The organism is Pantoea phytostimulans (assembly GCF_046118715.1).
Taxonomy (GTDB): Bacteria; Pseudomonadota; Gammaproteobacteria; order Enterobacterales; family Enterobacteriaceae; genus Pantoea; species Pantoea phytostimulans.
This window is the reverse complement of record NZ_CP173698.1, coordinates 464368-483632: the sequence shown is the minus strand read 5'-3', so window position 1 is coordinate 483632 and position 19265 is coordinate 464368. Positions and strand designations below refer to the sequence as shown.

17 protein-coding genes are annotated in these 19265 nt (G+C 51.7%); 5 read left to right on the top strand and 12 right to left on the bottom strand.

All coding sequences use genetic code 11. The features are described from left to right. Positions 1–50: 50 nt before the first annotated feature. Positions 51–416, bottom strand: a complete 366-nt coding sequence (gene ybjM, locus ACF2G4_RS02290; RefSeq protein WP_243078520.1) for an inner membrane protein YbjM — start codon at positions 414–416, stop codon at positions 51–53. 258 nt (positions 417–674) lie between these two features. Between ybjM and ACF2G4_RS02285 the strand changes: the two genes are divergently transcribed. Both ACF2G4_RS02285 and ybjG read left to right on the top strand, forming a co-directional pair. Next, a complete protein-coding gene (locus tag ACF2G4_RS02285) occupies positions 675–2363 on the top strand; it encodes an aspartate:alanine antiporter (RefSeq protein ID WP_215847223.1) in 1689 nt (562 codons plus the stop codon). A gap of 411 nt (positions 2364–2774) precedes the next feature. Further along, positions 2775–3380, top strand: coding sequence for an undecaprenyl-diphosphate phosphatase (gene ybjG, locus ACF2G4_RS02280; RefSeq protein WP_215847224.1), 606 nt, complete (start codon positions 2775–2777; stop codon positions 3378–3380). 32 nt (positions 3381–3412) lie between these two features. Here ybjG and ACF2G4_RS02275 read toward each other — a convergent pair whose 3' ends face one another. Further along, on the bottom strand, positions 3413–4615 hold the full coding sequence (locus ACF2G4_RS02275) for a serine hydrolase (RefSeq protein ID WP_409075443.1): 1203 nt from the start codon (positions 4613–4615) through the stop codon (positions 3413–3415). A 310-nt stretch (positions 4616–4925) separates the two neighbouring features. On the opposite strand from ACF2G4_RS02275, the gene ACF2G4_RS02270 reads away from it, so the two are divergent. Continuing rightward, complete coding sequence (locus tag ACF2G4_RS02270; protein WP_409075442.1) at positions 4926–5582, top strand: HAD family hydrolase; 657 nt, start codon at positions 4926–4928, stop codon at positions 5580–5582. Here the strand turns inward: ACF2G4_RS02270 and ACF2G4_RS02265 are convergent, their stop codons facing one another. From ACF2G4_RS02265 to ACF2G4_RS02225, 9 genes are all read right to left on the bottom strand, one after another. Continuing rightward, positions 5583–6719, bottom strand: a complete 1137-nt coding sequence (locus ACF2G4_RS02265; RefSeq protein WP_215847226.1) for a PQQ-dependent sugar dehydrogenase — start codon at positions 6717–6719, stop codon at positions 5583–5585. It lies immediately after the preceding gene. Positions 6720–6831: 112 nt separating this feature from the next. After that, the gene (locus ACF2G4_RS02260; protein WP_409075441.1) at positions 6832–7488 is read right to left on the bottom strand and encodes a DUF3313 domain-containing protein; all 657 of its coding nucleotides are present in this window, start codon (positions 7486–7488) and stop codon (positions 6832–6834) included. 138 nt (positions 7489–7626) lie between these two features. After that, positions 7627–8262: a carbonic anhydrase gene (locus tag ACF2G4_RS02255; protein ID WP_215847228.1), complete on the bottom strand. Its 636-nt coding sequence runs from the start codon at positions 8260–8262 to the stop codon at positions 7627–7629. Positions 8263–8551: 289 nt separating this feature from the next. Next, positions 8552–9001: a DUF4385 domain-containing protein gene (locus ACF2G4_RS02250; protein ID WP_215847229.1), complete on the bottom strand. Its 450-nt coding sequence runs from the start codon at positions 8999–9001 to the stop codon at positions 8552–8554. Then, the gene (gene gsiD, locus ACF2G4_RS02245; protein ID WP_243078265.1) at positions 8998–9903 is read right to left on the bottom strand and encodes a glutathione ABC transporter permease GsiD; all 906 of its coding nucleotides are present in this window, start codon (positions 9901–9903) and stop codon (positions 8998–9000) included. Before gsiD ends, ACF2G4_RS02250 begins: the two co-directional genes overlap by 4 nt. Next, complete coding sequence (gene gsiC / locus ACF2G4_RS02240; protein ID WP_215847230.1) at positions 9900–10829, bottom strand: glutathione ABC transporter permease GsiC; 930 nt, start codon at positions 10827–10829, stop codon at positions 9900–9902. Before gsiC ends, gsiD begins: the two co-directional genes overlap by 4 nt. Before the next feature lie 48 nt (positions 10830–10877). Beyond that, positions 10878–12413: a glutathione ABC transporter substrate-binding protein GsiB gene (gsiB, locus tag ACF2G4_RS02235; protein ID WP_215847231.1), complete on the bottom strand. Its 1536-nt coding sequence runs from the start codon at positions 12411–12413 to the stop codon at positions 10878–10880. A gap of 72 nt (positions 12414–12485) precedes the next feature. After that, positions 12486–14342 (bottom strand): glutathione ABC transporter ATP-binding protein GsiA, encoded by a 1857-nt coding sequence (gene gsiA / locus ACF2G4_RS02230; protein ID WP_409075440.1) that lies wholly within the window; start codon positions 14340–14342, stop codon positions 12486–12488. Positions 14343–14351: 9 nt separating this feature from the next. Next, positions 14352–15317: an isoaspartyl peptidase/L-asparaginase family protein gene (locus ACF2G4_RS02225; protein WP_409075439.1), complete on the bottom strand. Its 966-nt coding sequence runs from the start codon at positions 15315–15317 to the stop codon at positions 14352–14354. A 226-nt stretch (positions 15318–15543) separates the two neighbouring features. On the opposite strand from ACF2G4_RS02225, the gene moeA reads away from it, so the two are divergent. Next, positions 15544–16779, top strand: coding sequence for a molybdopterin molybdotransferase MoeA (moeA, locus tag ACF2G4_RS02220; RefSeq protein ID WP_243078267.1), 1236 nt, complete (start codon positions 15544–15546; stop codon positions 16777–16779). Next, positions 16780–17535: a molybdopterin-synthase adenylyltransferase MoeB gene (moeB, locus tag ACF2G4_RS02215; protein WP_409075438.1), complete on the top strand. Its 756-nt coding sequence runs from the start codon at positions 16780–16782 to the stop codon at positions 17533–17535. It begins immediately after the preceding gene. Between the two features lie 40 nt (positions 17536–17575). Here the strand turns inward: moeB and ACF2G4_RS02210 are convergent, their stop codons facing one another. Beyond that, complete coding sequence (locus tag ACF2G4_RS02210; protein WP_215847235.1) at positions 17576–19168, bottom strand: ABC-F family ATPase; 1593 nt, start codon at positions 19166–19168, stop codon at positions 17576–17578. Positions 19169–19265: the final 97 nt, after the last annotated feature.

Below are 19265 nucleotides of genomic sequence, written 5' to 3'. Positions count from 1 at the left end.
TCACGCCGCTGCATCACAACGCTCTGAACGGTTTCAACTCTACGCCCACCTTAACTTCTAAGCGTTAACATTATCCGCAATAATCGCACCAGCAACGCGCCACAACCGGCCCAAAAAATGGCACTCAGGCTCCATGCAGTCAGAAAAAGCCAATTTGTGGAGGGAAATAACGCGCTGTTGAGCATCAATGCGGCTAACAACGATCCCCACAAAGCCATTAACAAGGTACTTTTCAGCGGGCTGTTCGTCTGCACTAAAGCCATAAAGACACCGGGAAGAATGAAAAGCAGTAATTCCGGCTGACCGCGGACAGCCGCTTTACCGGTCTGCCAAAAATCGTGCGCAAAAATGAACACCAGACTATAAATCACCACGCCCAGAAGACGGATAGTCCAGAGATAAGAACGCTGCGGCATATCACCCCACTCATCAACATTTAACATGACAAAATTCAACGCCCTACCTGCTGCGCTCAGGTGGAAATAAAAAGAAACAGTCCGCTGTTCGTCTGAATGATTTCAGCGCATAGCTGAGAAAGATTTTTCTGATTAGAATAGCCGCCGCATCACCCTATCCTGCAGCTGCATTTTTCAATGCAGGATGTTACGGCTTGCTCAAGATAACCAAAAACAAGCCACTCATCAATAAGTTACACGTAAACAAGAAGTTAAACAGTGAATATTAACGTCGCAGAATTGTTAAGCGGAAATGACGTTTTGTTATTATTTGTTGTATTGGCCCTCGGACTTTGTCTGGGTAAATTGCGTCTAGGCTCCGTTCAACTAGGAAATTCTATCGGCGTATTAGTGATTTCCCTGTTATTAGGGCAACAACACTTCGCGATAAATACGGACGCCTTGAGCCTGGGCTTTATGTTATTTATTTTTTGTGTTGGCGTTGAAGCAGGGCCTAATTTCTTCTCAATTTTTTTCCGCGACGGAAAAAACTATTTCATGCTGGCTATCGTCATGGTGGTCAGCGCGCTGGTTTTAGCGTTGGGTTTAGGCAAGTTGTTTGGCTGGGATATCGGTTTAACCGCGGGCATGTTGGCGGGCTCCATGACCTCAACGCCCGTGTTGGTCGGCGCAGGCGATACCTTACGGCAAAGCATCAGCGACAGCAAACAGCTGGCATTGATGCAGGATCACCTTAGCCTGGGTTATGCCATCACCTATCTGATTGGTTTAGTCAGTTTGATTTTTGGTGCCCGCTACTTGCCCCGTCTACAGCATCAAGATTTATCAACCTGCGCGCAACAAATCGCCCGTGAACGTGGTTTAGATGCCGATAGCCAGCGCAAAGTCTTTTTGCCGGTGATCCGTGCCTATCGCGTCGGCCCGGAACTGGTGGCGTGGAGCGGCGGTAAGAACCTGCGTGAATTAGGCATCTATCGTCAGACCGGTTGTTACATCGAACGTATTCGCCGTAATGGCATTATCGCCAGCCCTGATGGGGATGCGGTGCTGCAACTGGGCGATGATATTTCGTTGGTGGGTTATCCCGACGCTCACGCCCGTCTTGATCCTAGCTTTCGCAACGGCAAAGAGGTTTTTGATCGCGACTTGCTGGATATGCGCATCGTCACTGAAGAGATCGTGGTAAAGAACCATAACGCCGTGAATAAGCGCCTGAGCAAACTCAACCTGACCGATCACGGCTGCTTCCTTAACCGCGTAATTCGCAGTCAGATTGAAATGCCGATCGATGACAACATCATTCTCAACAAAGGGGATGTGTTACAGGTCAGCGGTGAAGCGCGTCGCGTGAAAAGCGTGGCCGATCGCATTGGCTTTATCGCCATTCATAGTCAAATGACCGATCTTCTGGCGTTCTGCGCTTTCTTTATTGTTGGGCTGATGATTGGCCTGATCACTTTCCAGTTCAGCAATTTTAGTTTTGGCATTGGTAACGCTGCCGGTTTGCTGTTTGCAGGTATCATGCTGGGCTTTCTGCGTGCTAACCATCCCACGTTTGGCTATATCCCGCAGGGCGCGCTGACCATGGTGAAAGAATTTGGTTTGATGGTGTTCATGGCAGGTGTTGGATTGAGTGCGGGCAGCGGCATTAATCATGGCCTGAGCAGCGACGGTGCCTTAATGCTGCTGTGTGGATTGCTGGTCAGCCTGATTCCGGTGGTGATTTGCTACCTGTTTGGCGCCTACGTACTGCGAATGAACCGCGCCCTGCTGTTTGGGGCCATTATGGGCGCACGAACCTGCGCGCCCGCCATGGAGATTATCAGCGATACCGCACGCAGCAACATTCCAGCACTCGGCTACGCAGGTACCTACGCAATAGCCAACGTCCTTCTGACGCTAGCAGGTACACTGATTGTGATTATTTGGCCGATATTGCCCTTATAAAAATTTTTTAGTGGAGTCCAGAACTTTTTAATGGGGGTGCAGTCTTAATAAGTGCCACTGCTTTTCTTTGAAATCCCCAAATTGTGGAGCCCGTTAGTGATTTAGCTAGCGGGTTTTTTTATGCCTGAAATCCCCGGTCAAAGCGCCTGCCCATGAGATACAGCCTTCATGAAAATGTCATTAAACCTAAACCGTTTTGCAACCTGCATGAAGATTAAGAACCCTGCTATGGACGAATGCATTGAATAATTCCAGGATAGCCTCTTTATTTTATTAGCATTTAGTGCGCTGCTGCTCAGCAACGCGGTCACATCAAACTGAGCCAATTTTGCCTGTTTACAGATGTTGCCTATCCAAAACAGAGATTGCTGAATGTGCTCGCGCACTTTTCAAAGAGGAAGCCCGCCAATAATGGAAGAGTTAAACCGCTCGCTGTTTATGTTGATTAACGCTACACCCGCTTCGCCCGCCTGGATGTTGCAACTGGCGACATTTATTGCCAAAGACTTGATTGCCATTGTGCCGCTGCTGATTGTAGCGCTGTGGTTGTGGGGGCCACACGAGCAGGTTAAATCTCAGCGTGTGCTGGTGTTGAAAACCGGAATGGCGTTGATTTACGCGTTAGCGATCTCCTGGTGCGTTGGCCAGCTGCTGCCGCATCCTCGCCCCTTTGCCATTGGCTTAGGGCATCAGTTCCTGCATCACACGGCTGACGACTCTTATCCCAGCGATCACGGCACCACCATCTTCACCTTCGCGCTGGCTTTTATCTTCTGGCATCGTTTGTGGTCGGGTGTAATTTTAATGCTGGTTGGCAGCGCTATCGCCTGGTCGCGCGTTTATTTGGGCGTGCACTGGCCAATGGATATGTTAGGCGGATTTTTGGTAGGGATGCTGGGTTGTCTGGCGTCGCATCTTGCCTGGCAAATTTACGGCAACCGCATGCTGAATGTGATCAATCCGCTTTACCGCACCCTTTTCGCGTTGCCGATTCGTAAAGGCTGGACGCAAGGTTAAAAAAAGGGGACGCATTGCGGCGTCCCCTCTCTTCACGAAAACCACTTCCCGAACCAGCCGTTAAATTTCATCATCACAAAATCGAAAATACGACTGAAGAAACCGCCTTCTGGCACATCCTGCATGACCACCAGTGGACGCTGCTCAATAGTTTTGCCATCCAGCTGGAAATTAATGGTGCCGACAACCTGATTTTTCTTCAGTGGCGCTTCTAACTGAGGCGAACTTAGCGTGTAGCTGGCCTTGAGATTTTTCATCTGCCCCTTCGGAATGGTCAGCGCGGCATCTTTTTCTACCCCAAGGTTCACTTGATTGCGCTCGCCAAACCAGACGCGCTGCTGGGCGAAAGGCGCATCAGCTTTGATCGGCGTTACCGTTTCATAAAAACGGAAACCCCAGGTCAGCAACTTCTCACTCTCGCGGAAACGCATAGCGTCGGTAGCAGTACCCAGCACCACGGAAATCAATCGCATGTCGCCTTCGGTTGCAGAGGCCACCAAATTATTCCCTGCGCCTGAAGTGTGGCCCGTTTTAATGCCATCGACTTTTAGGTTGGTACTCCACAGCAGGCGATTTCGGTTCATCTGGCGAATATTATTAAAGGTAAATTCTTTCTCTTTATTTAGCGCATACTCTTCAGGCACATCACGAATCAACGCCTGACCAATCAGCGCCATGTCGCGCGCGGTGCTATATTGCCCTTCCGCATCTAAACCGTGCACCGTCATGAAATGCGTATTTTGCAGCCCAAAGGCTTTGACATAGTTGTTCATCAAGCCAATAAACGAATCCTGACTGCCGGCGACATAATCAGCCAGCGCAATACAGGCATCATTACCCGATTGAATCACTATGCCTTTATTCAGCTCATGTACCGGAATACGGTCGCCCGGTTTAAGAAACATCAATGATGAGCCTTTGAGTTTCGGATTACCCGTTGCCCACGCATCCTGACCCACAGTAACCAGATCGTCGGGTTTAATCTTGCCCGCTTTAATGGCCTGGCCGACCACATAGCTGGTCATCATTTTTGTCAGGCTGGCAGGATCGAGTCGTTGATCGGCATTAGATTCTGTTAATACTTTGCCGCTGGCGTAGTCGATTAAAATCCAGGCTTTCGCATCGATTTGAGGGGCATTCGGCGCCTGTTCAGCAAAAACGCTGATCGGCGCAACAATGAGTAATGAGGTTGCAGCAAAAAGCCGCAAACGGGAAGCGAAGCGAGTGTTTGTCATGAGCGTGACCGAATTGTCCTTGTTAAATCGGGGTTTTAAGGCAAAAACCTTCAGTTAGAACGCTAACCGTTGGCGTCCGCGAAAAAAACCGATGAACCGTAAAGTTTTTTAGAGTTTAGTAGAGTAATCCTGGCATTCACGCCATGCGCCCCTTCTTCCGCTGACTCTTTTGCAAACTCTTTGTCTAACACGCTTTCCTCTCATAAACGTTCTCTCTTAAAAACTGCGTGAAATTCCGATTTTTCTCAGAACAGTTAAGACCGTCACAAAATTCAGCTAACCTGACTTGAGTCAGCCTGAGGAGAATGCCATGGACCTAGCCCTGTTTGATCTCGATGAAACGCTTATTTGCGAAGACAGCACCAGCCTGTGGCTGCGTTGGCTGGTCTCGCAAGGATTCGCATCCAGTGACCTTATTGCCGAAGAGCAGCAGTTGATGACGCAATATTACGCCGGCACGCTTTCTATCGAAGAATACATGAACAAAACGCTGGCACCGCTGGCGGGTATGGCCACCTTAACAGTCGAAGGTTGGGTGCGTCGCTTTATTCATCGCGATATCATGCCACGTGTGTTTCCAGCAGCGCGTGAACGCATAGAATGGCATCAACAGCGCGGCGATAAAGTGATGATTATCTCGGCCAGCGGCGAACACTTAGTCATCCCCATCGCCGAGCGTTTGGGTGCTTATGGCGCGTTGGCAATTGGAGTGGAAGTTGTAGACGACCGCTACAGCGGCCAAACCTACGGCACCATGACCTACAAAGATGGCAAAGTGACACGTCTAACGGACTGGAAGGCGTTACAGGAAGGCGAAGCGTTTGAGCGAACCTGGGCTTACAGCGACTCCATGAATGACCTGCCGTTGCTGGCACAGGCCGATCATGCGCATGTGATTAACCCCGACACAATGCTGCATCAGGAGGCAATGAGCCGGGGCTGGGAAGTCTGTCACTGGGCAAGGTAATTATCCGCGGGACGCCGTGGCGTCCTGCGCTAATCCCACCTTGAGCAGTTTGCCGTTGGCTTCATCAGTAAGCACATAAAGATAGCCATCCGGTCCCTGACGCACATCGCGAATGCGCTCATTGCGATCCTCTAACAATCTCTGCTCCTCGACGACTTTCTCGCCGTTAACCCGCAGGCGAATCAGATTTTTCTCTTTCAGTGAGCCGATAAACAGCGAGTTTTTCCACTGCGGGAAACGGGCACTGTTGTAAAATGCCATCCCGCTGAGCGCAGGCGAAACCTTCCAGTGAAACACCGGCTGCTCCGTGCCATCGGCATGCGTTCCTTTTGATTCCGGCACTTTCGAACCACTGTAGTCAACGCCATAAGTGGCCAGCGGCCAGCCATAATTTTTTCCCTTCTCAGGAATATTTACTTCATCGCCGCCGCGCGGGCCATGCTCGCTCTCCCACATTTCCTGAGTCCATGGATTGAGCGCCAGTCCTTGTGGATTACGCAGACCGTAGGCCCAAATTTCTGGTCGCGCACCGTCACGGTCAATAAAGGGGTTATCTTTCGGTACGCTACCATCACTGTTCAGGCGCAGTAATTTCCCTTGCAGCTTGTCGAGATCCTGCGCGGTGCTGCTGGCAAAATTATCGCCAAACGCTATCCAGAGAAAACCCTGACGATCAAACGCCAGCCGCGTGCCGATGTTATTGCCGCGAGAGAGCATGGGTGTCTGGCGAATCACTTCACGGAAATCGCTGAGTTGACGATTATCCTCGCTCAGCGTGCCATATCCGACCACCGCACCCGCCTTGCCGCTGCTGTTGGCTTCGGTATAACTCAACCAGACGCGTCGGCTTTGTGCGAAATCGGGTGCCAGCACCACGTCCAGCAAACCGCTTTGACGCTGCGCCCAGACTTTCGGCACACCCTGAATCGGCTCGGATAGACCGCTACCGGGTTGCCAGCTACGCAACTGGCCGGAACGTTCGGTGATCAACAGGGTTTGGTTATCGGGCAGAAATGCCAGCGACCAAGGGTGATCGAGTTTTTCTTGCAGAACCTGCACGTGCAAGTCCGCCGCTAAGGAAGAAAAGGAACAGAGTAACGCGCCGCTGAGAGCCAACGCGACAGGGAAACGAACCATGAAATTCTCCTGGCTGGATACGATGCTCTTAAGCGTAGACAGCCCAGGCAGGATGATGTTGAGGATTTACAAAAGATTAAGGATGGCGACAGGCATCTGCCGCCATGGGCGATTACGGCGTAGTGAAACTTACCGCGTCGCGGATCATTTTGTCGATACCCGGTTTGAGATCGGCAAAGGTAATGGCCGTCGTGCTGTTATTGACGGTTTTACCAAAGGCTTTACGCACAACCCGAATCATCGGCTTACCGGTTGCATCGGTCGCTTCAAGTTCGAGGAACAGCATACTGTTTTGCGTGCGATGACCGGTAGCCGCCATGGTGCTGGCAACAACGGCCGCAACCGGTACCACTTCATAGAACTGCATGCCTTTGTTCTCGGCATTCACTGCGGTAATCGCCGCACGTACCATTAAAGTTTGCGAACTTTTGCTCGCAACCAGCGGCCAATGGGTGGCGATAGCCCCTTTTAGCTGAATATCGGTGTAGTTACGAATTTCATCCAGTGTTTGCTGGCTAATACGCTGAGAGGGATGCGCCGCTGGATAGTAAATTACCGGCGTGTAATGGGCATTTTTAAAATTACCTTTTTGGTAATCGGGTGAAATCCAGCGCAGCGTTTGCTCACCGCTGACAGATTCAGCCGGTTTTAACTGACTGTAATCACCCAAGAATCCAGAATATTGCTCTTTATCAGCAACGTGAGACGTACAACCGGCAAGTAGCAATGATGAAACCGCGAGTAAAGCAGCAACCGAAGTTTTACGCATAGCGAATTCTCTTTTGTAAGGAAGGCTTACAAGAGAATAGTTAAGGCAAATCCGCCTTGCTGTAAAATGTCGAATTTTTGAGGGGTTATGCGAACTCAATAGCAGAAAATCCGCCACAAACGCGGCGGATTGAAAAAATTATTCGAAACACGTCTCTGGATTATCGGCCAGCGAAATAAACTGCTTTCCGCCTTCAGTCAGCGCAATGATTAATCCGCTTTCAATATCGTAAACCCAACCGTGCAGACGCAGTGCGCCTTTACGCAACGCTACCGCAACGGAAGGATGGGTTTTCATGTTATTGAGCTGAGCAATAACGTTCTCTTTCACCATTTCGTTCAGCTTTTTCTCTGGCGTATCATATTGACGCTCTTCCACTACCGCTTTTGCCGCATCGGCATATTGCAGCCAGTGTTTAACCGCGGGCATCGTATCCATGCACTGACAGGATGCGATAGCATTCATGGCGCCGCAGTTAGAGTGACCACAAATAATGATGTCGGTTACGCCGAGCGCCACGACAGCATATTCGATAGTTGCTGAGACACCGCCCGGTTCAGGACCGAATGACGGCACGATATTGCCCGCATTACGGATAACGAACAGCTGTCCTGGTTCTTGCTGAGTCACCAGTTCCGGCACCAGTCGGCTATCAGAACAGGAAATAAACAGCGCTTTCGGATTTTGATTCGACGCCAGGCTTTTGAAAAGATCCTTCCTTTCAGGAAACACATTCTGTTGGAAACTCAGAAATCCATTAACGATCTCTTTCATTATTTAGCTCTCTCATTATCCACTTCGTCACCTGAAGGAAACGCGCCTTCAGTGTTGATTTGCCTGTTTATTATTAAGCGTAACAGGCAAATATCAACCGCGAATTTAAGCAAACGTCCAATCTAAACACAACCTTTGCGTTTTTTACGTAACCTTGCAAACCGGGCGGCATTTTCATTCGTTACCTTCCCGCCAGCGATTTACTGGAAACAGTGCAAGCCTTCACGCTCGCAGTAGAACCTCTACTCGGCGGAGAATGAAAGTCAGATTTATTAACGCGTTGAGTGCATTAGCCATATTTTTGTTGGTGTGCTTTTTTGCGCGTTAGATAATCCTCGTCACCCCGAAGACGATCCCAATACGTTTTGAAGACCGCTGCCGCTGCGGCTTTTTCTTCATTGACGCCGCGCGGCAACTCTTTGCCTTCTGCATCATATTTGCGTCCACCTTGATGATTGCTGTAGCGGCGAGCGCGGGTGTACCCCATTTGAATAAACTTGCGCGCCATATCCATGCCAACAAAATCATCTTGCGCACGATACGCCTCGAACAGCTGCATAATTTTTGCTGCTGACTCTTCAGCAATCGGCACGGTACGAAAACGCCAGTGCGGTAAAATTTCGCCTTTATAGGGCTGGACCATCAGCACGCCCTGCTCACCGCGTCCCACCTGGTAGAGCTCCGGGTGTTTGCGAAAGTCGATGGTGCTGAAGTCTTGATCGTAATCGAAAGGTTTCATGTCTTTAGTTTAGGATCGAGTGCATCACGCAGCCCGTCACCCAGTAAATTAAAGGCTAAAACGGTGAGGAAGATCGCAAGACTCGGAAAGAGGGCAACGTGCGGCGCAATCACCATATCGGCTCGCGCCTCATTGAGCATGGCACCCCATTCTGGTGTCGGTGGCTGCGCGCCCAAACCCAGGAACGAGAGGCTGGCGGCGGTGATAATGGAGGTCCCGATGCGCATGGTAAAGTAGACCACAATCGGTGATACCGTACCCGGCAGCACGTGACGCATCAAGATCGTCCAGTCAGACGCGCCAATACTGCGTGCCGACTCAATATAGGTTTGATGTTTGAGCACCAGCGTATTGCCACGCACCAAACGGGCAAAGGCCGGGATACTAAAAATGGCGACCGCAACGATCACGTTGCTCATGCCGCTGCCCATGATCGCGACTACCGCAATCGCCAGCAAAATACCGGGAAAGGCAAACAACACGTCGCAGACGCGCATGGTAATACGATCCCACCAGCCTTCGTAATAACCTGCCAGCAAGCCAAACAGCGTGCCAATCAGGGCACCTATCGCCACAGAGAAGAAACCCGCAATCAGTGAGATGCGTGTGCCCACCAGCACGCGGCTGAAGATATCCCGGCCCAATGAATCCACGCCAAACCAGTGCATTAACGATGGCCCTTCATTCAGCCGGTCGTAGTCAAAATAGTTTTCAGCATCAAAGGGGGCGATGTAAGGGGCGATAAACGCCAGCACGATTAATATCACGACGAACAGCCCCGCCAATAACGCGACCGGTTGGCGCTTAAAGCGTCGCCAGAATTCCCCCCACGGCGTACGTACCCGATTTTCCGTCATCAGCGGCATGGTTTTCAGTGCCGCTTCGCGTCGCCAGTTTTTCATCGCGATTCCTTAAAGCGAATGGCTGGATTGATGACCGCGTAGAGCATGTCAACAAACAGATTGATCAATATGAATTCCAGCGAGAACAGCAAGACTTCGGCCTGAATCACCGGATAATCGCGCATTGCCACTGAATCCACCAGCAAGCGGCCCAATCCCGGCCAGTTGAACACCACTTCCACCACAATCGACCCGCCGAGTAGAAAGCCAAACTGCAGCCCCATCATAGTAACCACCGGGATCATGGCGTTACGTAGGCCGTGTTTCACCACCACCAGCGATTCACGTACCCCTTTGGCGCGAGCGGTACGCATGTAATCTTCCTGCATCACTTCAACAAAGGAGGCGCGGGTAAAGCGCGCCATCACCGCCGCTACCGCAGCCCCTAAGGTGATTGATGGCAAAATATAGTGCTGCCAGCTGTCGGCTCCCACGGTTGGCAACCAGCCAAGCTCAACCGAGAAGACCTGCATCAGCAACATGCCAAGCGCAAAGGCGGGAAACGAGATGCCGGAAACCGCCAGCGTCATACCAATGCGATCGGGCCAGCGGTTGCGCCATACCGCTGAAACAATGCCGATAGTCATGCCGAAAATCACCGCCCAAATCATGCTGGCCAGCGTTAACCACAGTGTCGGCATAAAACGTGAAGCGATCTCATCGGCTACCGGTCGTTTCGACACCATCGACTGACCGAAATCACCCTGCAGAGCGTTGAGAATAAAATGCCAAAACTGCTGAGGCAGCGGGAGATCCAATCCCAGCTCCTGACGTACCAGCGCCACCACCGAGGCATCCGCTTCGGGGCCAGCAATCAAGCGTGCCGGATCGCCCGGCAGCAGATGAACAAACAGGAAAACCAGCACCGCAACAATCAGCAGCGTAGGAATCAGGCCCAATAAGCGTTTTAGAAAATAATTAAACATGCAACATCCTGCGCAATAGCGGCCAGCCAACAAGGCTGGCCTGCTCCGTTACTTCAGGCTGGCCTCATCAAAATTGAATGAGGTGTCAGGCATAACGTAAAAACCGGTGAGGTTTTTGCTGTTCGCTGACACCAGCTGCTCAACCACCAGCGGGATCCACGGATGGTCATTCCAAATGCTATCCTGCGCGTCTTTATAGAATTTGGCTTTTTGCTCGCGATCGGTGGTTTTCAGCGCATCAGCCAGATCTTTATCGACCTGCGGATTACTGTAAAACGCGGTATTAAAAATGGCTGGCGGCCAGGCAGCAGTAGCGAACAACGGCGTCAACGCCCAGTCCGCTTCACCCGTTGAGGCGGACCAGCCAGTGTAGAACATGCGCACACCGCTCTCTTTCTGGCCTTTGCTTTCAACTTCAGCGGCACGCTGGCCCGCATCCATTGCCGTGACTTTTACTTTCACGCCGACCTGCGCCAGCTGCTGCTGAGTAAACTGCAATACTTTCTGCGCAGTGCTGTGGTTATGAGAAGACCACAACGTCGTTTCAAAGCCGTTGGGATAACCCGCTTCCTTCAGTAGTTCACGGGCTTTCGCCGGATTGTACTGAATGGCGGGATATTTTTGGGCAAAATCGATGCTTGGCGGCACGATCCCGGTGGCTGGCGTGGCATAACCGGCAAACGCAACTTTTGCCAGCGCGTCGCGATTAATGGCATATTCCAGCGCTTCACGTACTTTCGGGTTATCAAACGGTTTCTGCGTGACGTTGAGACTGATGTAACGCTGCATAATCGATGGCGTGGTGACGACATCCAGCTTGGCGTTTTTCTCCAGCAGTTTGGCCTGCTCATAGGGCACCGGGAAAGCGAAGTTGGCTTCGCCCGTTTGCAGCATCGCCGCGCGGGTATTGTTATCTACGACCGGACGCCAGGTAATGCTGTCGAGTTTCGGATAGCCCTTTTTCCAGTATCCGTCCCACTTCTTCACCTTCACAAAGTCGGTCTGATTCCAGGTCACGAACTCAAACGGGCCGGTGCCTACTGGATGAAAACCGATCTCCTTGCCATATTTTTTCAACGCCGTCGGCGAAATCATTGCCGCCGCCGGGTGAGCAAGATTGTTGATAAAGGCTGAGAACGGTTGCTTGAGGGTGACTTTAACCGTGGTGGGATCCACCACTTCGGTGGTTGCGATATATTTAAACAGGTTATAGCGTTTCAGGTGATTATCAGGATTGCTGGCGCGATCGAGGTTCACCTTAACGGCTTCGGCGTTGAAGTCTGTGCCATCCTGGAATTTGATGCCAGAGCGCAGCTTGATGGTATAAGTCAAACCATCAGCGCTGGCTTGATAACTTTCAGCCAGCACATTATTGAGCTTCATCTCTTTATCAAAGCCAAACAGACCTTGATAGAACGATTTCGCTACCGCCTGCGACAATGTGTCGTTGGCATCGTACGGATCCATGGTAGTGAAATTGGATGCAACAGCAATCACCGCATCTTGTGCCGCCCAGGCAGGCAGCGTCATTACGCTACTCAACACGCCCGCAGCCAGTAACCCTTTACGCATCGTAATGTGCATCTTACTCTCCTGTAATCCCTGTCTGGTTAGCCGCCGAAGCGGCGTGCTTTCATCATTCTTTGATCATGGTACTCAGGCCACGCTGATAACATGACGGGCAACAAAATGGCCCGGTGCCACTTCCATCAGCGGAGCCACTTCTGGTTCATCACCCAATGAACGGATTGGGCTAGGAATTTCATCTACCATCAATGCTCGCTCGCGACGACGATGCGCCGGATCGGCGACAGGCACCGCCGCCATTAGCTTTTTGGTATAAGGATGCTGCGGCTGTTCAAACACCGCCTGACGCGGGCCCATCTCAACAATTTGGCCAAGATACATCACCGCCACGCGATGACTGATGCGTTCCACCACCGCCATATCGTGGGAAATAAACAAGAAGGCGATGCCAAATTCGCGCTGTAGATCGAGCATGAGATTGATGATTTGCGCTTGAATTGATACGTCGAGTGCCGATACCGATTCATCAGCAATCACCACTTTTGGATTAAGCGCCAGCGCACGAGCAATACAAATACGCTGGCGTTGGCCTCCAGAAAATTCATGCGGATAGCGCTGCGCATGTTCCGGCAGCAAACCCACCTTTTCCAGCAGCCAGGCGACGCGCTGCTCCGCTTCGCGGCGCGGCATGACGTTATGCACCAGCAACGGCTCCATAATGGAAAAACCCACCGTCAGGCGCGGATCGAGCGAGGCGTAAGGATCCTGAAAAATGAATTGGATATCGCGGCGTAAATGCGCCAGCGCCTGACCGGATAAATCATCAATGCGTTGACCATTAAAGGTGATAGTGCCGCCTTGGCTGGCGACCAGACGCAGCAATGAGCGTCCGGTGGTGGATTTACCACAGCCCGATTCGCCCACCAGCGCCAATGTTTCGCCGGCAAAGAGATCAAAACTGACTTTCTCCACGGCATGTACTCGACTTTTCACCCGATTTAATAAGCCGCCACGAATATCAAACCGGGTCACTAAATCACGCACCTGCAAAATAGGGGGTTCGGCGCGGCGAACCGTATCTTGCGGCGCTTCTTCACTGCTTTCACTGTGCAGCAGCGGAAATTTAGCCGGTAAGCTGAGTCCGCTCATTGAGCCGAGTTTGGGCACCGCCGCCAGTAATGCTTGTGTGTAAGGCTGCTGCGGCGCGCTAAATAGCTGCTCGACCGGCGCATTTTCTACCACATCACCGCGATACATCACCTGTACGCGATCGGCCATTTCAGCCACCACGCCCATGTCATGCGTGATGAAAATGACACCCATCTGCATCTCTTTTTGTAGCACACGGATCAGTTGCAGGATTTGCGCCTGAATAGTGACATCAAGCGCGGTAGTGGGTTCATCCGCAATCAGCAACGCGGGTTTACACGACAGCGCCATGGCGATCATCACACGCTGACGCATGCCGCCGGAAAGTTGATGAGGAAAACGAGTTAACACGTTTTGCGCGTCAGGAATACGCACTAAATCCAGCATATGGCGCGCTTCAGCCAGCGCCTGGCTGTGCGTTTTGCCCTGATGTAAGCGGATCGATTCGGCTATCTGTTCGCCGACCGAAAACACCGGATTAAGCGACGTCATCGGCTCCTGAAAAATCATCGCCATATCGGCGCCACGTACGCGTCGCATCTGGCGGGATGAGGCGTGCGTAATATTCAGCACGTCGCCGTTGCGACGCCGCAGCTGAATTTCGCCGCTGACTTCTCCGCCGGTCTGCTCAATTAAACGCATTAAGGCCAGCGAAGTGACTGATTTACCCGAACCCGATTCCCCCACTAAAGCCAAGGTTTCACCGCGATGAAGATCAAGTGAAAGGTGACGCACAGCTTCCGTTACCGTGCCTTCGTGACGAAAGCGCACATTTAAATCGCGCACCGCTAACACCTGATCCGGCGCCATTGGCGGCATCGTTTTCCGCTCAGTCATGCATGCTCCTTAGCTTTCGCGGTAGATCGCCACCTCAGCGGCTTCACCTACCCGCGCAAATCCGCGATACATGCCTTCACTGTTAAACGGCAGCGCGACATTCCCTGCATGATCGATAGCGATAAGACCGCCGCTTCCGCCCATTTCCAGTACTTTATCGTGAATAACACTCACAGTAGCCTGCTGCAGGCTGCGTCCACCGTAGCGCATTTGCGCGGCAACATCGTAGGCGGCCAGCGTACGGATAAAGACTTCGCCTGTGCCGGTGCAAGAAACCGCCACGCTGTCGTTGTCAGCGTAGCAACCGGCACCTGGCAGCGGGGAATCACCCACGCGTCCGGCTTGTTTATTAGTCATGCCGCCGGTGGATGTCGCAGCAGCAAGATTCCCTTCGAGATCCAGTGCCACCGCGCCAACCGTACCAAATTTGCGATCGGGGTCGAGCGGATCATCACTGTGACGTTGTGCTTCACCATCATGATCAAGCACCATCTGATCGCTGTTTAGCGCACGTTGCAGCTGTTCCCAGCGCTCAGGTGTGGAGAAATAATCAGGTTCAACCTGCTCAATGCCTTGTGATGCGGCAAACTGCTCGGCGCCTTCACCGATAAACAGCACATGCGGGCTCGCTTCCAGCACTGCGCGTGCAGCCAGTATAGGATTTCGAATGCGCGTGACGCCCGCGACTGCACCGGCTTCCAGCGTGCGGCCATCCATTACACTGGCGTCGAGTTCATGCGTGCCTTGATGGGTAAAAACCGCGCCTTTGCCCGCATTGAAAAGCGGACACTCTTCCAGCAGACGTACCGCTTCCGTCACCGTATCCAATGCGCTGGCGCCCTGCTCTAACATCTGTTGTCCACGCGTAACGATATCGGTTAATGCCTGACGATATAGTTGTTCTTTTTCTGCGCTCATCGCGGCACGCGTAATCGCGCCTGCACCACCGTGAATGGCGATAACTGCTGTTACCATAACGCTTACCCTGTCGTTGCATCAGATGGAAAAACACTGATTTAGAATGGTTTTCAGCCATTTTTAGTCGTTTTTGACTATAGAAAGCCTGCTAAGGGTTGTAAAGCGGAAACTGTCTCAACAGTCATAACCTTTTATTGTGGCTTATACCGTTGCAGCAGATGTGACTCCTTGCGCAAATGCCACCATAATAAGCAGCAAATGCGATAACCCAGGTTGATACCCAATGGAAAGCTTTACCGCAGGATTGATCTCCCTTGAGGAAGCTCAGGAAAAAATGCTGGCGCAGCTGACGCCCATTACCGATTCACTCAGTGTGCCACTGACCGAAGCCGCAGGACGTATTACCGCTCGCGCCGTGACCTCCCCTATTGATGTGCCGCCTTTTGATAACGCCGCGATGGATGGTTACGCCGTGCGCCTCGCTGATATCAACAGAGGTATTCCGCTGCCTGTCGCCGGGAAAGCGTTTGCCGGTGCGCCCTTTACAGGCAGTTGGCCCGCAGGCAGCGTCATCCGCATCATGACCGGCGCGCCGGTTCCCGCAGGCTGTGAAGCGGTGGTGATGCAGGAAGAGACCGAACAGCGCGACGACGCGATTATTTTTAACGCGCCGGTGAACGCGGGTCAGAACATTCGCCTGATTGGTGATGACATTCGTGCAGGCACAGGCGTGCTTGCGGCAGGCGTCAGGTTGGGTGCTGCAGAATTACCGCTGCTGGCCTCGCTGGGCATTGCAGAGGTCAGCGTGTTGCGTAAACTTCGCGTTGCGGTTTTTTCAACCGGTGATGAATTGCAGCCAGTAGGCCAACCCTTGGCAGCAGGCCAAATCTACGACACCAATCGATTTACCGTCTCTTTAATGCTGAAAAAGTTGGGCTGTGAAGTTATCGATCTCGGCATTATTAAAGATGATCCCAACGCGCTGCGTGCTGCCTTTGAAGAAGCCGATCGTCAGGCCGATGTGGTGATCAGCACCGGCGGTGTTTCTGTCGGTGAAGCTGATTTCACCAAAACCATGCTGGAAGAGTTAGGCGCTATTACTTTCTGGAAGCTGGCCATCAAACCCGGCAAACCGTTTGCTTTTGGTCGCCTGGCTAACAGCTGGTTTTGTGGATTGCCAGGCAATCCGGTCTCCGCTGCAGTAACATTTTATCAGCTGGTTGTGCCGCTGCTCGCCACGCTAACGGGCCAGAAAAAATCAGCGCTGCCGCCGCGTCAAAAAGTCCGTGCGGCAACACGCCTGAAAAAAACGCCGGGCCGCCTCGATTTCCAGCGCGGCTTCTACCGTCGTAACGATCAGGGCGAATTAGAAGTGCATTCCACCGGGCCACAAGGTTCACATGTTTTTAGCTCCTTCGCACAGGCCAACTGCTTTATTGTTCTGGAGCGAGAGCGTGAGAATGTTGAAGCGGGTGAATGGGTTGAAATTGAACCGTTCAACGCGCTGCTGGAGGGGTAAATGCTGCCCGAATTAAGCGACGAAGAAATGCTGCGCTATAACCGACAAATTGTGTTGCGTGGTTTCGATTTTGACGGACAAGAGCAACTCAAAGCCAGCCGTGCGTTGGTGGTAGGTTTAGGGGGATTAGGCTGTGCCGCTGCGCCCTATTTAGCCGCAGCGGGCGTAGGAAGCCTGACGTTGCTTGATTTCGACACGGTTTCGCTCTCAAACCTGCAACGGCAAATATTGCACCATGATGCAGATATTGGTTACGCCAAAGTGGAATCTGCTGCGCAAAGTCTGGCGATGATTAATCCACATTGCCAGGTGAATACCGTGAGCACGCGGCTAGAGGATGAAGCGATGCGCACGTTGATCGCCACGCATCATGTGGTGCTGGACTGCACCGATAACGTTCAGGTGCGCGAGCAGCTAAACCGCTTATGCCGTCATCAGCGCGTGCCGCTGGTTTCCGGTGCAGCGATTCGTATGGAAGGCCAAATCAGCGTGTTTACCTGGCAGCCGAATACGCCCTGCTATCGCTGCATTAGCCGCCTTTTTGGCGAGCAGACATTAAGCTGCGTAGAAGCTGGCGTCATGGCCCCGCTGGTGGGTGTAATTGGAGCTATGCAAGCAATGGAAGCGATTAAACTGCTGACACACTACGGCACGCCCGCAACATCTCGCTTATTAATGTACGATGCCATGAGTGCAGAATTCCGCAGCATGAAGGTGGCGCAGGATGCGCACTGCGAAGTGTGTGGCGACAAATAGCGAAGAAAAAAAACGGGGTAGCCAGCGCTACCCCGTTTTTTTAGACGATGCCCTGACTGCGCAGGTAATCTTCGTAGTTACCGGTGAAGTCCACGATGCGATCTTCTTTCATTTCCATGACGCGAGTTGCCAGCGAGCTGACGAATTCACGGTCATGTGAAACGAAAATCAACGTCCCCTCATACATTTCCAACGCCATATTCAGCGATTCAATGGATTCCATATCAAGGTGGTTGGTGGGTTCATCCATAATCAGGATGTTCGGTTTTTCCAACATTAACTTACCGAACAGCATGCGTCCCTTTTCACCACCGGAAAGCACTTTAGCTGGCTTCTTAATATCATCCTGAGAAAACAGCAGGCGGCCCAAAATGCCACGAATGACTTGCTCGTCATCACCTTGCTGTTTCCACTGGCTCATCCAGTCAAACACGGTGAGATCATTTGCAAAATCTTCGGCATGATCCTGAGCGTAATAACCGATGCGCGCATTTTCTGACCATTTAACGTTGCCGCTTTCCGGCGTCAATTCGCCCACCAGCGTTTTCAGTAAAGTCGATTTACCGATACCGTTGGCACCCAGCACCGCTAATTTCTCGCCGACTTCAAGCATCAGGTTTAAATTTTTAAACAGCGGACCGTTATCAAAACCTTTGGTAATCGCTTCAACTTCGAGCGCATTACGGAACAATTTTTTATCTTGTTCAAAACGAATAAACGGGTTCTGTCGGCTGGAGGCTTTTACTTCATCCAGCTTAATTTTATCCATCTGTTTCGCACGTGAAGTTGCCTGGCGCGATTTAGAGGCGTTGGCGCTAAAGCGGCTAACAAATGATTGCAGATCGGCAATTTGTGCTTTTTTCTTGGCATTATCCGATAACAGACGTTCGCGGGCCTGAGTGGCTGCGGTCATATATTCGTCATAGTTGCCCGAATAAACACGGAGTTCGCCGTAGTCTAAATCCGCCATATGCGTACAGACCATATTCAAAAAGTGACGGTCATGCGAAATGATAATCATGGTGCTGTCGCGTTCGTTAAGAACCTGCTCCAGCCAGCGGATGGTGTCGATATCCAGGTTGTTGGTCGGTTCGTCCAGCAACAAAATATCAGGATTAGAGAACAGCGCCTGCGCCAACAACACGCGTAATTTAAAGCCCGGTGCAATTTCGCTCATCGGACCATAATGCTGCTCAACTGGAATACCTACACCGAGTAATAACTCTCCGGCACGTGATTCCGCACTGTAACCATCCATTTCACCGTAAAGCACTTCAAGGTCTGCGACTTTATAGCCATCTTCTTCGCTCATTTCTGGCAAAGCATATATACGATCGCGTTCTTCTTTAACTTCCCATAATTCATGGTGACCCATGATAACGGTATCGAGCACACTATATTGTTCAAAGGCGAACTGATCCTGGCGTAACTTGCCGATACGTTCATTCGGATCGTAAGAAACATTTCCGCCGCTTGGCACCAGATCGCCACCCAGAATCTTCATGAAGGTGGATTTACCGCTGCCGTTCGCACCGATTAAACCGTAACGATTACCGCCGCCAAATTTAACGGAGATGTTCTCGAACAGTGGCTTGCTGCCAAACTGCATGGTGATATTGCTGCTAACTAACACGGCATTGACCTTTGTGAAGAAGTGGATGAAAAAACGGCGGCTATTATGCCAGATGTGATGTAGCGCACGCCAGCGCAAGGCGTGCGGGCTAAGCAGA

Excerpts from the sequence above, each read along its gene's own strand:
- ybjM (WP_243078520.1), bottom strand. The coding sequence starts at position 416 with ATGCCGCAGCGTTCTTATCTCTGGACTATCCGTCTTCTGGGCGTGGTG.
- ybjG (WP_215847224.1), top strand. The coding sequence starts at position 2,775 with ATGGAAGAGTTAAACCGCTCGCTGTTTATGTTGATTAACGCTACACCC.
- ACF2G4_RS02275 (WP_409075443.1), bottom strand. The coding sequence starts at position 4,615 with ATGACAAACACTCGCTTCGCTTCCCGTTTGCGGCTTTTTGCTGCAACC.
- ACF2G4_RS02270 (WP_409075442.1), top strand. The coding sequence starts at position 4,926 with ATGGACCTAGCCCTGTTTGATCTCGATGAAACGCTTATTTGCGAAGAC.
- ACF2G4_RS02265 (WP_215847226.1), bottom strand. The coding sequence starts at position 6,719 with ATGGTTCGTTTCCCTGTCGCGTTGGCTCTCAGCGGCGCGTTACTCTGT.
- ACF2G4_RS02260 (WP_409075441.1), bottom strand. The coding sequence starts at position 7,488 with ATGCGTAAAACTTCGGTTGCTGCTTTACTCGCGGTTTCATCATTGCTA.
- ACF2G4_RS02255 (WP_215847228.1), bottom strand. The coding sequence starts at position 8,262 with ATGAAAGAGATCGTTAATGGATTTCTGAGTTTCCAACAGAATGTGTTT.
- ACF2G4_RS02250 (WP_215847229.1), bottom strand. The coding sequence starts at position 9,001 with ATGAAACCTTTCGATTACGATCAAGACTTCAGCACCATCGACTTTCGC.
- gsiD (WP_243078265.1), bottom strand. The coding sequence starts at position 9,903 with ATGAAAAACTGGCGACGCGAAGCGGCACTGAAAACCATGCCGCTGATG.
- gsiC (WP_215847230.1), bottom strand. The coding sequence starts at position 10,829 with ATGTTTAATTATTTTCTAAAACGCTTATTGGGCCTGATTCCTACGCTG.
- gsiB (WP_215847231.1), bottom strand. The coding sequence starts at position 12,413 with ATGCACATTACGATGCGTAAAGGGTTACTGGCTGCGGGCGTGTTGAGT.
- gsiA (WP_409075440.1), bottom strand. The coding sequence starts at position 14,342 with ATGACTGAGCGGAAAACGATGCCGCCAATGGCGCCGGATCAGGTGTTA.
- ACF2G4_RS02225 (WP_409075439.1), bottom strand. The coding sequence starts at position 15,317 with ATGGTAACAGCAGTTATCGCCATTCACGGTGGTGCAGGCGCGATTACG.
- moeA (WP_243078267.1), top strand. The coding sequence starts at position 15,544 with ATGGAAAGCTTTACCGCAGGATTGATCTCCCTTGAGGAAGCTCAGGAA.
- moeB (WP_409075438.1), top strand. The coding sequence starts at position 16,780 with ATGCTGCCCGAATTAAGCGACGAAGAAATGCTGCGCTATAACCGACAA.